This window comes from Roseivivax sediminis, assembly GCF_900112685.1.
GTDB classification, from domain to species: domain Bacteria; phylum Pseudomonadota; class Alphaproteobacteria; order Rhodobacterales; family Rhodobacteraceae; genus Roseivivax; species Roseivivax sediminis.
Map to the genome: position 1 here is coordinate 39,289 of NZ_FOMS01000008.1, position 13,477 is coordinate 52,765.

Genomic DNA, 13,477 nt, shown 5'->3' on the forward strand with positions numbered 1-13,477 from the left:
CGGATCACTCCTCGGGCGGCAGAAAGTCGACCTCGTGCTCGGCCGAGACGGCGACCACGTCGGCGGGGTTCGCGTCCGGCCCCAGGTTGTGCAGCGCCCAGAACAGATCGTAGAGCCGCCGCGTCGGCGACACCCAGAACAGGCACTTGATGGTCGTGTCGGTCTTGTTGAAGATCCCATGCGGGATGCCCATCGGCATGCGGACCAGATCGCCCGGCTCGGCATAGGTCTCCACCCCGTTCAGCAGGAAATCGAACCGTCCCTCGAGCACGTAGATGAACTCGTCCTGCGTCGGGTGGATGTGCGGCGGCACGAAGGTGCCCTTGGGCAGCGTCGCATGCCAGGACATCGAGTTCTTGGACTTCTGCTTGGGCACGTAGGTCTGGCCGAGGATGTTCCAGGCGATGTCCTCCATGCCGGAATTCGATCTGGTGATGCCGGGAAGCATGGTCATGGCTTGCTCCTTTTCAGGGTTGAGATGTCGGGCCGTGCCTCGGGCGATCCGCGGCGTGGCGGGCCGGGGCCTCCGGCGGGAGTATTTGGGACGAGAAGAAGCCGGGAGCGCCGCGCGCCGGTCGCAGGAGGGACGCTTGCGGCCCGGCGGACTTCAGACATGGAGGAAGCGGTCTTTCACGTCCGGGGTGGCGAGGATTTCGGCTGTGGTGCCGGTCCAGACCACGCGGCCCTTTTCGATCACCACGTGGCGGTCGGCGAGGCGGGTGAGCGCATCGACGTTCTTGTCGATGACGAGGATCGCCTCGCCCTCGGCCTTGAGCGCCTCGAGGCAGGCCCAGATGTCGGCGCGAATGAGCGGCGCGAGCCCCTCGGTCGCCTCGTCGAGGACGATGAGCCGCGGGTTGGTCATCAGCGCGCGGCCGATGGCGAGCATCTGTTGCTCGCCGCCCGAGAGCTGGGTGCCCATGTTGCGGCGGCGTTCCTCGAGGCGCGGGAACAACTCGTAGATGCGGGGCAGGTCCCACTTGCCGGGACGGGCGGTGGCGCGCAGGTTCTCTTCCACGCTGAGCGTGGGGAAGATCTGGCGGCCTTCGGGCACGAGGCCGAGCCCGGCGAGCGCGACGCGGTGCGGCTCCGCCCCGGTGAGGTCCTCTCCGTCCACGGTGACGCGGCCGGCGCGCGGTTTGAGCATGCCGAAGATCGACTTGATCGTGGTAGTCTTGCCCATGCCGTTGCGGCCGAGGAGGGTGACGACCTCGCCGTCGGCGACCGACAGATCGACGCCGAAGAGGATGCGGCTTTCGCCATAGGCGGCTTCGAGGGCTTCGACGTTCAGCATGGGCGCGATCCCCCGGCGTCGCGCGGGGCGGCGGGCCGGGGCCTCCGGCGGGAGTATTTGGGACGAGAAGAAGGGGCGGGCGGGCGCGAGGGGCCGGGCGTCGGACGCGAGGTGGCAAAGGGTGCGGTCATGCCGAAGCCTCCTCTTCCTCGCCGAGATAGGCGGCGCGGACGGCGGCGTCGGCGCGGACGGCCTCGGGCGTGCCGGTGGCGATGATGCGGCCGTAGACGAGGACGGACACGCGCGTCGCGAGGCGGAATACCGCGTCCATGTCGTGCTCGATCAGCAGCATGGTGAAGCGCCCCTTCATCGCGGCGAGCGCGGCGACGAAGGCCTCCGCATCCTCGCCGCCGACCCCGGCGAGCGGCTCGTCGAGGAGGAGAACCGAGGGTTCGGTGGCCAGCGCACAGGCCAGTTCCAGGCGGCGGTGTTCGCCGTGGCTGAGGGCGCTGGCGCGGGCCTCCGCGCGGTGCTCGAGGCCGGCCTCGGTCAGCGCGCGCATCGCCGCGTCGTTGAGCGCGGCCTCGGTCGCGACGGGCGCCCAGAACCGGAAGGAGGAGCCGTGCCGCGCCTGCACCGCGAGGGCCACGTTCTCCAGCACCGTGAAGCCGGGCAGCGTCTGGGTGATCTGGAAGCTGCGGGCGAGGCCGAGATGCACGCGGTCGGGCATCGAGGTGCCGGTGATGTCGCGCCCGTCCAGGGCGATCCGTCCGGAATCGGAGGCGAGCTGGCCGGAGATCTGCGCGATCAGCGTCGTCTTGCCGGCGCCGTTGGGGCCGATGATGGCGTGGATCTCGCCCGGCTCCGCGGTCAGGGAGACGTCGTCGGTGACCTTCAAGGCGCCGAAGCTCTTGGTCAGGTGCGTTATGTCGAGCCGGCTCATTTGCGTCTCCGGATCTGCTCCACGAGGCCGGTGATGCCGCGCGGGGAGAAGAGGACCATGAGGACGAGGAAGACACCGAACCAGAGCCGCCAATGGTCGGTTGCCATGCCCAGCACCTCCTCGAGCACCAGCGCGGCAACTGCGCCGCCGATGGCGCCCGCGAGCGTGCCGATGCCTCCGAGGACGACCATCACGATAAGCTCGCCGGAGCGGTGCCAGGACATGAAGGCGGGCGAGACGAACTCCGCCTGGTTGGCCAGGAGCACCCCGGCGACGCTCGTCATGCAGCCCGAGATCACGAAGGCGGTGAGCTGGAAGCGGAAGGGCGAATAGCCGATCGCCTCCATCCGGGTCGGGTTCTCGCGGATGCCGGTCAGCACCCGGCCGAAGCGCGACCCGACGATGCGGTGGCAGAGCGCGAAGAGGCCGATCAGCACCGCGAGCGTGGCGTAGAAGAGCGCGAGGTCGTTCTCGAGCACCTGCGTGCCGAAGAGCGTGGAGCGTTGCGACAGGCCGTAGCCGTCGTCGCCGCCATAGGCCGAGAGCGAGATGAAGAAGAAGAACGCCATCTGCCCGAAGGCCAGCGTGATCATGATGAAGTAGACGCCCTTGGTGCGCAGGGAGATCGCGCCTGTGACGAGCGCGAAGAGCGCGGAGATCAGGACCGCGCCGAGCATCTGCAGAAGGATGTCACTCACCCCGTAGCTCGACAGGATGGCGACAGCGTAGGTGCCGAAGCCGAGATAGGCGGCGTGGCCGAAGGACACCATAGCGCCGTAGCCGAGGATCAGGTCGAGCGCCATTGCCGCGATGGCATAGGCCAGGATGCGGGTGCCGATGAGCACGAGGAACGGATCGCCCGCCGCCGTCACGATGGGCGGGAAGAGCGCGAAGAGAACGAAGAGGATCGCGGCGGCCTTCACGCGCCCGGCAAGGGCTGGGGCGCGCGGCGCGGCGGCGGGGGCGGCGGTGTCGGTCATCAGCCGCGCCCTCCGAAAAGGCCGGCGGGTTTCACGCAGAGGATCGCCGCCATCAGGATGTAGACGAGCATCGGCGCGAGCATCCGTCCTGCCTGCCCGGCCGCCGAGGGGTCCAGCACCTCGCGCAGGAGGATCGGGCCGAACACGCCGCCGAGCGTGTCGACGATGGCCACGAGCAGCGCGCCAAGGAACGCGCCCTTGATCGAGCCGATGCCGCCGATGACCACAACCACGAAGGTCAGGATCAGCACGCTCTCCCCCATGCCCGTGTCGACCGACAGGATCGGCGCGACCAGCGCCCCGGCGAGGCAGGCGAGCACTGCGCCCAGCGTGAAGACGATGGCGAAGAGCTTGCCGATGTCGATGCCGAGGGCGGAGACCATCGCGCGGTTGGTCGCGCCCGCGCGCAGCAGCATGCCGATCCGCGTGTGGTTGATGACAAGGTAGAGCCCGCCGGCCACCGCCAGCCCCGCGACGATGATCGCGATGCGGTAGACCGGGTATTGCAGCGGCCCCATGAGCGGGACGGAGCCCGACAGGATCTCCGGCATCGGCACCGACAGCGGCGAGACGCCCCAGACGATCTTGACCGTCTCGTTGGCGATCATCACCAGCCCGAAGGTCGCGAGCACCTGGTCGAGATGCGAGCGCGCATAAAGCCTTCGGATCACCACAACCTCGAGGATCAGGCCCACCGCCACCGCCGCCGGCAGCATGAGCAGGAGCCCCCACCAGAACGATCCGGTGAGGGCCGCGAAGGTGGCCACGAAATACGCGCCCACCATGTAGAGCACCCCGTGCGCGAGGTTGACCACGTCCATGATCCCGAAGACGAGCGTGAGGCCCGCCGCGATCAGGAACAACAGGACGCCGAGCTGCACTCCGTTCAGGAGCTGGAGCACGAAAAGGTTTGTCATGGCCGTGGTCCTTCCCGGTCAGGCGATCAGGGAGAGGGCATCTCGCACTGGTCGGCGTAGGTATCGACATAGTCGTCGAAGATCTTCTCCTGCGCCGAGGTCGCGAAGAAGCCGTCCTCGCGCTCCACCGCCTCGACGAGGTAGAAGTCCTGCACCGGGTAGTTGTTGACCCCGAAGGAGAAATCGCCGCGCGGGCTGTCGAAGTCGGCCTCCTTGAGCGCCGCGCGCAGGGCGTCGCGGTCGGTCAGGTCGCCGCCGACCTTCGAGACGGCGGAGTTGATGAGCTGCGCCGCGTCGTAGGCCTGCATCGCGTAGGTGCCGGGGACGGCATCGTATTCCTCGATATAGGCCGAGACGAATTCGGCATTCGCCTCATTGTCGAGGTCGGGCGCCCAGTTCGCGCCACCCAGAAGGCCGAGCGCCGCCTCTTGCGTCGCCGGCAGCGTGGTCTCGTCCACTGTGAAGGCCGACAGGAACGGGATCGAGGAGAGGCCCGCCTGATCGTATTGCTTCACGAGGTTCACGCCCATGCCGCCGGGCATGAAGGTGAACAGCGCGTCGGGCTGGAACGCCGCGATCTGCGCCAGCTCGGACGAGAAGTCGAGCTGCCCGAGCTCGGTGAAGACCTCGCCGGCGACCCCGCCGGTATAGGAGTGCTTGAACCCCGCGAGGCTGTCCTTGCCGGCCTGGTAGTTCGGCGCCATCAGGAACACGTTCTGGTAGCCCTCCTGCTCCGCGTAAGCGCCCATGACCTCGTGGTTCTGGTCGTTCTGGTAGGACGTCACGAAGAAGTTCGGGTGACAGTCCGGCCCGGCGAAGTTCGAGGTGCCGGCGTTGGTGGAGATCAGGATCGTCCCGGTCTCGGTCACCGGCTGGTGGATCGCCACGAGGATGTTGGAGAAGATCGGTCCGACGACGAAATCGACCTCTTCGCGCTGCACCAGTTCGCGCGCGTCGTCCGCGGCCTTGTCGGGGCGCTGCTCGTCGTCGATGACGACGATCTCGGTCTCCATCCCGCCGATCTCGCCCATGCGCTCGGCCGCCAGCATGAAGCCGTTGCGCGCCTGTTCGCCCAGGGCGGCGGCGGGGCCGGACAGGGTGTAGATCAGGCCGATCTTCAGCACGTCGTCCTCGGCTGCTGCCGGCACGTCCTGCGCGGCGGCCGCGGTCGCGAGGCCGAGCGACAGGGTGGTCGTCGCCAGAAGCGTTGTCTTGAGGGTCATTGTCGTCTCCCGTGTTGGTTCTGTGTGCGGCCGCGCCATCTGCCGGGCGTCGTGCCGAATGTCGGTATTGAAGGGCGGGCTCGGTTCCGCCCGCAACCCCCTTTCGTCGTTCAGGGCGCCTCCACCGGATCCAGCGCGGCGCGCATAAGTGGGGAGGTTGCATCCGCCAGACCGTCGATCACGTTGAAGTGGTGGCGGTCGGGTTCGGCGACCTCCAGCGTCGGCGCCCCGAGGCCCCGCCAGACGTTGGCGATCAGCGCGGTCTGGCGCAGGAATTCCTGCCGCTCGCCGCCGCCGACCCAGGCGGTCAGGCGCACGCCCTCAAGCGGACGCTTGAGCGCCGGGGAGCCCGCCTCCGCGCTGTCCATGTCGAGGCGCAGCGAGGCGTTGCGCGAGGTCTTCAGCATCGGGCGCAGATCGTGCAGGCCGGAGATCGACACGACATGCGCGAGGCGGTCGCGCGTCTGCGCTCCGAGCGGGCTGTCATGGCACATCATCGCGGTCACGAGATGCCCGCCGGCGGAATGGCCCGACAGAACGATGGGGCCGCCGACCTCGCCTGCCGCGTGGTCGATGGCGGCGCCGATCTGGGCCGTGATCTCCGCGATGGTGACATCGGGGCAGAGCTCATAGGACGGTATCGCGCAGGCCCAGCCGCGCGCCACCGCGCCGGCGGCGAGATGCGACCAGTACGACTTGTCGAGCGCGGCCCAGTAGCCGCCATGCACGAAGACGAAGAGGCCCTTGGGCGTGCCCTCGGGCAGAAAGAGGTCGTAGCGGTGCCGCGCGCCGTCGCCATAGGCCACGCCGAGCTGCGCCCTAGCGCTATCGCGGAACGCCGCCGCGGGGGCGACCCAGCGCTGCGGATACTCCGATCCGTTCGGAATATTCGCGCCGTTTTCGTAGGCGTCGTCCCAGTCGCGTATCTCGTGCACGATCACGCGGCACTCCCTGTCGATCTGCGCCGATCTTCGCCGGCATTTCCCGAAGCCTGACCCGGCCGAACCAGTATTTCAAGCTCAAACGTTTTTTGCTTGAAATAAATTTTGCCGCCACCTAGCCTTTTGCCCAGCAGCGCAGCGAAGAACAGGAGGCGCGGGGCCCGTGGCGCAACGAGGGACCGACACGACACCCGAGGATGCGGGCGCCGAGGCCTCCAAGGCCCGCCTGCGCATGTGGCTACGGATGCTCAAGAGCACCCGTCAGGTGGAGGCCGTCCTGCGCGAACGGCTGCGCGCCGAATTCGACACCACCCTGCCCCGCTTCGACGTGATGGCCGCGCTCGCCCGCTACGAGTCCGGGCTGAAGATGAGCGCGCTCTCCGGCGTCCTGCGCGTGTCCAACGGCAATGTCACCGGCATCGTCGACCGGCTGGCTGAGGACGGCATCGTCGTGCGCGTGCAGGTGCCGGGTGACCGCCGCGCCTCTCTCGTGCGGTTGACCCGCAAGGGACAGGAAGAGTTTGCCCGCCAGGCCGAAGCGCACGAGGCGTGGATCGGCGAGCTTCTGTCCGATTTCTCGGCGGAAGAGGCCGACACCCTCTCGGACCGCTTCGACGCGGTCAGCCACAAGGAGGACGAGACGTGACCGACACGCCCCAGAACTTCCGCTGCGAGATCGAGGGGGGCATCGCGACCCTCCGGCTCGATCGGCCGGACCGCAAGAACCCGCTGACTTTCGAGTCGTATGCCGAGCTGCGCGACTGGTTCCGCGCCCTGCCCTACAGAGACGACGTGAAGGCCGTGGTGTTCGGATCGAACGGCGGCAACTTCTGCTCGGGCGGGGACGTGCACGACATCATCGGCCCGCTCACCAAGATGACGATGAAGGAGCTTCTGGCCTTCACCCGGATGACCGGCGATCTCGTCAAGGCGATGATCAATTGCCACAAGCCGGTGATCGCGGCGGCCGACGGCGTCTGCGTCGGCGCCGGCGCGATTGTCGCCATGGCCTCCGACCTGCGGGTCGCGACGCCCGAGACGAAGACCGCCTTCCTGTTTACCAAGGTCGGGCTCGCGGGCTGCGACATGGGCGCCTGCGCGATGCTGCCGCGCATCATCGGCCAGGGCCGCGCGTCCGAACTGCTTTATACCGGCCGCTCCATGAGCGCCGAGGAAGGCCAGGCCTGGGGCTTCTGGAACAAGGTCGTCCCGGCGGCTGAGCTGGACGCCGCCGCGCAGGACATGGCCGCACGCATCGCCGCCGGCCCGAATTTCGGGCACATGATGACCAAGACCATGCTGAACCAGGAATGGTCCATGTCGCTCGAACAGGCCATCGAGGCCGAAGCGCAGGCGCAGGCGATCTGCATGCAGACCGAGGATTTCACCCGCGCCTACAACGCCTTCGTCGCGAAGGAAAAGCCGGTCTTCGAGGGCGATTGATGGCCGACCTTTCGTATCTCGACTGGCCGTTCCTCGAGGATCGCCACCGCGATCATGCCCGCGCGCTCGACACCTGGGCCGGCGAGGCCGGTCCCATCGACCACCACGACACCGACGCCACCTGCCGCGATCTCGTCGCCCGGCTCGGCGCCGATGGCTGGCTGATGCCGACCGCCGTCGATCCGGCCGATCCGCAGCCCCTCGACGTGCGCACGCTGTGCCTGTCGCGCGAGACGCTGGCACGGCATGACGGGCTGATGGACTTCGCCTTCGCGATGCAGGGGCTCGGCACCGGGGCGCTGTCTCTCTTCGGCTCGCCCGATCAGCAGGCCGAGTGGCTGCCGCTGACGCGGACCGGCAAGGCGATCTCCGCCTTCGCGCTGACCGAGCCTCGGTCGGGCTCGGACGTGGCGAATTCCACGATGACGGCGACCGACGATGGCGACGCCTGGGTCCTCGACGGGGAGAAGACGTGGATCTCCAACGGCGGGATCGCGGATGTCTACACGCTCTTTGCCCGCACCGGCGAGGGGCCGGGCGCCAAGGGCCTGTCGGCCTTCGTGGTGCCTGCCGATACGCCGGGCCTGACGATCGCCGAGCGGCTGGAGACGATCGCGCCGCACCCGCTTGCGACCTTGCGTTTCGACGGCGCGCGGCTGCCGAAATCGGCGCTGATCGGCCAGCCCGGACAGGGCTTCAAGATCGCGATGTCGGTGCTCGACGTGTTCCGCACCACCGTCGCCGCCGCAGGGCTCGGCTTCGCGCGCCGCGCGCTTGACGAAGCGCTTGCGCGGGTGACGAGCCGCGAGGTTCAGGGCGAGCCGCTGAGCGAACTCCAGATGGTGCAGGGCCACATCGCCGACATGGCACTGCGCGTCGATGCGGCCGCCCTTCTCGTCTACCGCGCCGCCTGGACGAAGGACAGTGGCGCGCCCCGCGTCAGCCGCGAGGCGGCGATGGCCAAGCTCTACGCCACCGACGAGGCGCAGAAGGTGATCGACGCGGCGGTGCAGCTTCACGGCGGCGACGGCGTGAAATCGGGCGAGACGGTCGAACGGCTCTACCGCGAGATCCGGGCGCTGCGCATCTACGAGGGCGCCTCGGACGTGCAGAAGGTCATCATCGCGCGCCAGACGCTGAGCGCCGCCGCGCGCTAAAGATCAAGACAGAGGCGGGACAACCCGCCCGTCATCCCGGCCCGAGGCCGGCAACAGGGAGTTTGGACTGATGACAGAGCAGTCTGTGCACGACGTGCTGGGCCCATCGGCCCATACCGACACCTTCACCCGCGACAACCTTCCCCCGCTGGACCGCTGGCCCGACTTCCTGCTGGACGGGTTCGACTACCCCGAGCGGCTGAACGCGGGCGTGGAGTTGACCGACGCGATGGTCGCCCGTGGCCACGGCGACCGCACAGCGCTGATCGGCAATGGACGCCGGCGCACCTACAAGGAGCTGGCCGACTGGACCAACCGGCTCGCCCATGCGCTGGTGGACGATCTGGGCGTGAAGCCGGGCAACCGCGTGCTGATCCGCTCGGCCAACAACCCGGCGATGGTGGCGGCGTGGCTGGCGGCGACCAAGGCCGGCGCGGTGGTGGTGAACACCATGCCGCTGCTGCGCGCCGGGGAGCTGGCAAAGGTCGTCGACAAGGCCGAGATCGAATTCGCGCTCTGCGACACGCGGCTGATGGACGAGATGGTCATCTGCGCCAAGTCGAGCCGGTTCCTGAAGAAAGTGGTCGGCTTCGACGGCACCTCGAACCACGATGCGGAGCTTGACCGCCTCGCGCTGGAAAAACCGGTGCTGTTCGACGCGGTCGACACTGGACGCGACGACGTGGCGCTTCTGGGCTTCACTTCCGGCACCACCGGATCGCCCAAGGCGACGATGCACTTTCACCGCGACATCCTGACGATCGCGGACGGCTACGCCAAGGAAGTGCTGGGCGTGACCCCCGACGACGTCTTCGTCGGCTCGCCGCCGCTGGCCTTCACCTTCGGGCTGGGCGGGCTCGCGGTGTTCCCGCTGCGCTTCGGCGCGGCGGCGGCGCTGCTCGAGACCGCCTCACCCCCGAACATGATCGAGATCATCCAGAAGTACCGCGCCACGGTCAGCTTCACCGCACCCACCGCCTACCGCGTGATGCTGCGGGCGATGGACGAGGGCGCGGACCTGTCCTCACTCCGTGCCGCCGTCTCGGCCGGGGAGACGCTGCCGGCGCCGGTCTACGAGGAGTGGATGCAGAAGACCGGCAAGCCGATGCTCGACGGGATCGGCGCGACGGAGATGCTGCATATCTTCATCTCCAACCGCTTCGACGACCACCGCCCGGCCTGCACCGGCAAGCCCGTGACCGGCTACGAGGCCAAGGTGATCGGCGAGGACGGGCAGGAGGTGCCGCGCGGCACAATCGGCAAGCTCGCCGTGCGTGGGCCGACGGGGTGCCGCTACCTCGCCGACGACCGGCAGACCGACTATGTCCGGGACGGCTGGAACGTCACCGGCGACGCCTTCGTGATGGACGAAGGGGGCTACCTGCACTTCGCCGCCCGCAACGACGACATGATCGTGTCGTCGGGCTACAACATCGCGGGGCCGGAGGTGGAAGCGGCACTGCTCGCACACGAAGCCGTGGCCGAATGCGCCGTGGTCGGCCAGCCCGACGAGGAGCGCGGCGCCATCGTCTCCGCCCACGTGGTGCTGGCGGAGGGTCACACCGGCGACTCCGCGCTGGTCAAGGCGCTGCAGGACCACGTCAAGGCGACAATCGCGCCGTTCAAGTATCCTCGCGCAGTGAGCTTCGTGGAGGCCCTTCCGAAGACCGAGACCGGCAAGATCCAGCGCTTCCGCCTGAAGGACTAGGGCCGGAAGGTGCCGGGCACATCGTGCTTCCTGGGAATCGCGCCTTGCGCCAAGCCTTGGCTGCCCTGAGCTCCCTACTTAACCCCCGAGCCACCGAAGGGGCCGGGCGCGCGCCGGACCGGGGTCTGGCGCTGCGCCCTCCGAGGACTGCGCTTTATCCCGGCCACGCGCCTCCGCAATACGAACGTTGCACGCGGGTGACATCGCGCCAGACCGCCGGGCCGGTCCGGCGCGCGCCCGGCACCTGCGGTGCTGTTCGGGCGATCAGAGCATTGCTCGACCGGCGCGAGGCCGCCCCTCACATGTCCCGTGCCGGATGCCGCGCGGGATGCTCCAGGAACTCGTCGATCACCTCGCGCGGGGGCTGGAGGAAATCGCCCGTCCGGCTGACCGACAGGCCGAACTCGCGCTTGAGTTCCACCGCGCTTTCGGCGGCTTTCACCGCCACCGGGATGCCGTTCAGCACCGGCAGCCCCTCGATCCGGTGGGCATGGACCTGCGAGAACAGCAGCATCGGAATGCCCCCGCCGGGGATCAGCACGTCCGTCCCCCGCCCGATCATCGGCATCGCCTGCTCGGCGAAGAGCCGCGCGACCTCGTCCCGCCGCGCGTCCGAGCCGAAGGCGCCGAGGATCTGGCCCGGCTCGAAATCCATCGCGTAGACGTCCGAAACGCGCTCGCGCAGGCCGTACTTGCTGATCTGATGATGAAACCACGGGATGAACCGCCGGTTGATCGTTATGATCCCGATGCGCTGGCCGAGCGTGCAGGCGTGCAGCATCGACGCCTCGCCAAGCGCGATGACGGGAATGTCCACCGCCGCCCGCGCCTCGTAGAGGCCCGCGTCCTGGAAATGGCCGACGACGAAGGCGTCGTAGCCCTCGCGTTCGGCCTGCACGGCGTTGCAGATCATCTCGCGCGCGCAGCGCCATTCGACGAGCGGATGGGCGTAGCTGTCATAGGGCGTGATGCCGTGGACCACGATCTCCGTACCCTCGCGCGCCACCGCGTTCAGATGCTTTTCCAGCTCGGTCCAGTAGACCCCGCCATTCTCGCTGTCCACGTAGCTTTGGTACCATATCCGCATCGTCTATCCTCCGACCCCCGGCAGCCATGTCGCCAGCCCCGGCACCAGCACCAGAAGCACCAGGAGGATCAGCGTGCACAGGATGAACGGCGCTACCGACTTGGTGACATCCCACAGCGTCGTGCCCCTTGGCGCGACGCCCAGCATCACGAACAGCAGTAGCCCGAAGGGCGGCGTGACGAGGCTGAGCTCCAGCGCCACCAGCATGAAGACCCCGAACCACACCGAATCGAAGCCGAAATGCAGCACCAGCGGCATGAAGATCGGCAGCGACAGCATCATGATCGACAGCTGATCCATGAACATCCCCATCACCAGAAGCACGAGGAAGATGAACAGCAGCATCACGTAGCCCGACACCTCGAAGCCCGTCGCCCACTGGACGACGCCGCGCGAGGCGCCGGAAAAGGCGAGGATCTGCGCGAAGGTGGTCGAGGCGACGATGATCGTCAGCATCATTGCCGACACCGCGAGCGTGCCGCGCAGGGATCGCACGATCACCCCGCGGTCGAGCTTGCGGTAGAGAAGCGCGAGGATCACCACCGACAGCACGCCGAAGGCGGCGCTTTCGGTCGGTGTGGCCCAGCCCAACAGGATCAGTCCGATCACCGCGAAGATGACCAGCCCCATCGGCGCCACGTCCCGCAGGAGCGCTACGGCGATCTCGCGCGCCGGGGCGCGTTCGGCGTCGTAGCTGGGCGCGGCCTCGGGATCGAGCGCGATGATAACGCGGATGGCGATGCCGAAGAGCACCGCCAGCACCAGCCCCGGCAGCACCCCCGCGATCAGAAGCGCGCCGACGTCGATCCGCGCGAGGCTGCCCAGCAGCACCGCCAGCGAGGACGGCGGAATGATCATCGCAAGGCTGCCGGTCGCGAGGATCGGCCCCATCACCAGCACGTTCTTGTAGCCGCGCGCCTTCATCTCGGGCATCAGCGTCGTGCCCAGCATCGCGGTGTTCGCCATGGACGACCCCGACAGCGTCGCGAAGAGCGTGCCGCCGGCCACCGTCATGTAGCTCAGCCTCCCACGCGCGGTGCCGAGGCACTTGTCGAGCGCGTCGAACACCCGCAGCGCCAGCCCCGACTGGAACAGAAGCTCCCCCATCAGCACGAAAAGCGGTACGGGCACGAGGCTGAACGAGGTCACGCTGTCCGTCGCGTTGGCGATCAGCTGGTCGATCCCCGGCATGCCGCCGAGAAAGAGGATCGCGCCGAGGATGTTGATGCCGAGGAACGCGACCGCCACCGGCAGGCCGAAGGCCATCAGGACCAGGACGCCCCCGATCATCAGCGCCGTCGCGGAATACCATGCCATCATGCGCGGATGCCCCTCAATGGCTGGCGCGCGAGGCGTCGAAACGCTCGCCGCGCAGAAGCAGGCGCAGGAACTCCGTCCCCATCAGCGCAAAACCGGCGCAAAGCATCACCGGCAGGATCCACGCCGGCAGCGCTATGGAGCGGATGTCGACCGCGCCGCGTTCCACCGCCTCGAAGGCGACGACGCCGGCCCGCCAGCTCAGCAGCGCCAGGATCGCGATGCTGAACACCAGCATCGCGCGGTCCACCGCTGCTCCCACCCGGTCCGGCAGAAGCCCGATCAGCGCGCGGATCGCCACGTGGCCGTTTTCCCGCACGAGCCACGGCGCCCCGGCCATGGTCGCGAACAGAAGACCGTATTCGATCAGCGCCGAGGTCGCCTGCACCGGCGCCCGGCCCATGTTGCGCAGCACCACGTCCGTCACGATCCCGACAACCATCAGCGCCAGCGTCAGCGCCGCTAGCACCGCAAGGCCGTGGATCACGCCGTCATAGATCTTGAGTAGCCGGGCCATGTCCCCTCCG

At 68.3% G+C, this 13,477-nt stretch carries 14 protein-coding genes; 4 read left to right on the forward strand and 10 right to left on the reverse strand.

Annotated elements, in window-relative coordinates:
* Window positions 1-4: 4 nt before the first annotated feature.
* The 7 genes from F3H57_RS13240 to F3H57_RS13270 all read right to left on the reverse strand — a co-directional run bounded on the left by F3H57_RS13240 (window position 5) and on the right by F3H57_RS13270 (window position 6,238).
* Window positions 5-448: a cupin domain-containing protein gene (locus F3H57_RS13240; RefSeq protein ID WP_223163083.1), complete on the reverse strand. Its 444-nt coding sequence runs from the start codon at window positions 446-448 to the stop codon at window positions 5-7.
* A gap of 159 nt (window positions 449-607) precedes the next feature.
* Window positions 608-1,294: an ABC transporter ATP-binding protein gene (locus F3H57_RS13245; protein ID WP_149756398.1), complete on the reverse strand. Its 687-nt coding sequence runs from the start codon at window positions 1,292-1,294 to the stop codon at window positions 608-610.
* A 127-nt stretch (window positions 1,295-1,421) separates the two neighbouring features.
* Complete coding sequence (locus tag F3H57_RS13250; RefSeq protein WP_149756399.1) at window positions 1,422-2,177, reverse strand: ABC transporter ATP-binding protein; 756 nt, start codon at window positions 2,175-2,177, stop codon at window positions 1,422-1,424.
* Window positions 2,174-3,157 (reverse strand): branched-chain amino acid ABC transporter permease, encoded by a 984-nt coding sequence (locus F3H57_RS13255; RefSeq protein WP_149756400.1) that lies wholly within the window; start codon window positions 3,155-3,157, stop codon window positions 2,174-2,176. The genes F3H57_RS13250 and F3H57_RS13255 overlap by 4 nt, the downstream gene beginning before the upstream one ends.
* A complete protein-coding gene (locus F3H57_RS13260) occupies window positions 3,157-4,074 on the reverse strand; it encodes a branched-chain amino acid ABC transporter permease (RefSeq protein ID WP_149756401.1) in 918 nt (305 codons plus the stop codon). The genes F3H57_RS13255 and F3H57_RS13260 overlap by 1 nt, the downstream gene beginning before the upstream one ends.
* A gap of 26 nt (window positions 4,075-4,100) precedes the next feature.
* A complete protein-coding gene (locus F3H57_RS13265; RefSeq protein WP_149756402.1) occupies window positions 4,101-5,297 on the reverse strand; it encodes an ABC transporter substrate-binding protein in 1,197 nt (398 codons plus the stop codon).
* Between the two features lie 110 nt (window positions 5,298-5,407).
* Window positions 5,408-6,238, reverse strand: coding sequence for an alpha/beta hydrolase (locus F3H57_RS13270; RefSeq protein WP_188129684.1), 831 nt, complete (start codon window positions 6,236-6,238; stop codon window positions 5,408-5,410).
* A gap of 232 nt (window positions 6,239-6,470) precedes the next feature.
* Between F3H57_RS13270 and F3H57_RS13275 the strand changes: the two genes are divergently transcribed.
* The 4 genes from F3H57_RS13275 (at window position 6,471) to F3H57_RS13290 (ending at window position 10,546) form a co-directional block, all read left to right on the forward strand.
* Window positions 6,471-6,884, forward strand: coding sequence for a MarR family winged helix-turn-helix transcriptional regulator (locus F3H57_RS13275; RefSeq protein WP_149756578.1), 414 nt, complete (start codon window positions 6,471-6,473; stop codon window positions 6,882-6,884).
* Window positions 6,881-7,681 carry an enoyl-CoA hydratase family protein gene (locus F3H57_RS13280; protein WP_149756403.1) on the forward strand — a complete coding sequence of 267 codons (801 nt, stop codon included), beginning with the start codon at window positions 6,881-6,883 and terminating at the stop codon, window positions 7,679-7,681. Before F3H57_RS13275 ends, F3H57_RS13280 begins: the two co-directional genes overlap by 4 nt.
* On the forward strand, window positions 7,681-8,838 hold the full coding sequence (locus F3H57_RS13285; RefSeq protein WP_149756404.1) for an acyl-CoA dehydrogenase family protein: 1,158 nt from the start codon (window positions 7,681-7,683) through the stop codon (window positions 8,836-8,838). Before F3H57_RS13280 ends, F3H57_RS13285 begins: the two co-directional genes overlap by 1 nt.
* Before the next feature lie 94 nt (window positions 8,839-8,932).
* The gene (locus F3H57_RS13290) at window positions 8,933-10,546 is read left to right on the forward strand and encodes an AMP-binding protein (protein ID WP_149756579.1); all 1,614 of its coding nucleotides are present in this window, start codon (window positions 8,933-8,935) and stop codon (window positions 10,544-10,546) included.
* Window positions 10,547-10,844: 298 nt separating this feature from the next.
* On the opposite strand, the gene F3H57_RS13295 is transcribed toward F3H57_RS13290, so the two are convergent.
* The 3 genes from F3H57_RS13295 to F3H57_RS13305 are packed head-to-tail and all read right to left on the reverse strand — an operon-like array spanning window position 10,845 to window position 13,467.
* Window positions 10,845-11,633 (reverse strand): aspartate/glutamate racemase family protein, encoded by a 789-nt coding sequence (locus F3H57_RS13295; RefSeq protein ID WP_149756405.1) that lies wholly within the window; start codon window positions 11,631-11,633, stop codon window positions 10,845-10,847.
* A 3-nt stretch (window positions 11,634-11,636) separates the two neighbouring features.
* Window positions 11,637-12,953 carry a TRAP transporter large permease gene (locus F3H57_RS13300; RefSeq protein WP_316633270.1) on the reverse strand — a complete coding sequence of 439 codons (1,317 nt, stop codon included), beginning with the start codon at window positions 12,951-12,953 and terminating at the stop codon, window positions 11,637-11,639.
* A gap of 13 nt (window positions 12,954-12,966) precedes the next feature.
* Window positions 12,967-13,467 carry a TRAP transporter small permease gene (locus F3H57_RS13305; RefSeq protein WP_149756406.1) on the reverse strand — a complete coding sequence of 167 codons (501 nt, stop codon included), beginning with the start codon at window positions 13,465-13,467 and terminating at the stop codon, window positions 12,967-12,969.
* Window positions 13,468-13,477: the final 10 nt, after the last annotated feature.

What these genes read in the sequence shown, in the direction of transcription:
- F3H57_RS13240 (WP_223163083.1), bottom strand. Translation starts at nt 448, where the DNA reads ATGCTTCCCGGCATCACCAGATCGAATTCCGGCATGGAGGACATCGCC.
- F3H57_RS13245 (WP_149756398.1), bottom strand. Translation starts at nt 1,294, where the DNA reads ATGCTGAACGTCGAAGCCCTCGAAGCCGCCTATGGCGAAAGCCGCATC.
- F3H57_RS13250 (WP_149756399.1), bottom strand. Translation starts at nt 2,177, where the DNA reads ATGAGCCGGCTCGACATAACGCACCTGACCAAGAGCTTCGGCGCCTTG.
- F3H57_RS13255 (WP_149756400.1), bottom strand. Translation starts at nt 3,157, where the DNA reads ATGACCGACACCGCCGCCCCCGCCGCCGCGCCGCGCGCCCCAGCCCTT.
- F3H57_RS13260 (WP_149756401.1), bottom strand. Translation starts at nt 4,074, where the DNA reads ATGACAAACCTTTTCGTGCTCCAGCTCCTGAACGGAGTGCAGCTCGGC.
- F3H57_RS13265 (WP_149756402.1), bottom strand. Translation starts at nt 5,297, where the DNA reads ATGACCCTCAAGACAACGCTTCTGGCGACGACCACCCTGTCGCTCGGC.
- F3H57_RS13275 (WP_149756578.1), top strand. Translation starts at nt 6,471, where the DNA reads ATGTGGCTACGGATGCTCAAGAGCACCCGTCAGGTGGAGGCCGTCCTG.
- F3H57_RS13285 (WP_149756404.1), top strand. Translation starts at nt 7,681, where the DNA reads ATGGCCGACCTTTCGTATCTCGACTGGCCGTTCCTCGAGGATCGCCAC.
- F3H57_RS13295 (WP_149756405.1), bottom strand. Translation starts at nt 11,633, where the DNA reads ATGCGGATATGGTACCAAAGCTACGTGGACAGCGAGAATGGCGGGGTC.
- F3H57_RS13300 (WP_316633270.1), bottom strand. Translation starts at nt 12,953, where the DNA reads ATGATGGCATGGTATTCCGCGACGGCGCTGATGATCGGGGGCGTCCTG.
- F3H57_RS13305 (WP_149756406.1), bottom strand. Translation starts at nt 13,467, where the DNA reads ATGGCCCGGCTACTCAAGATCTATGACGGCGTGATCCACGGCCTTGCG.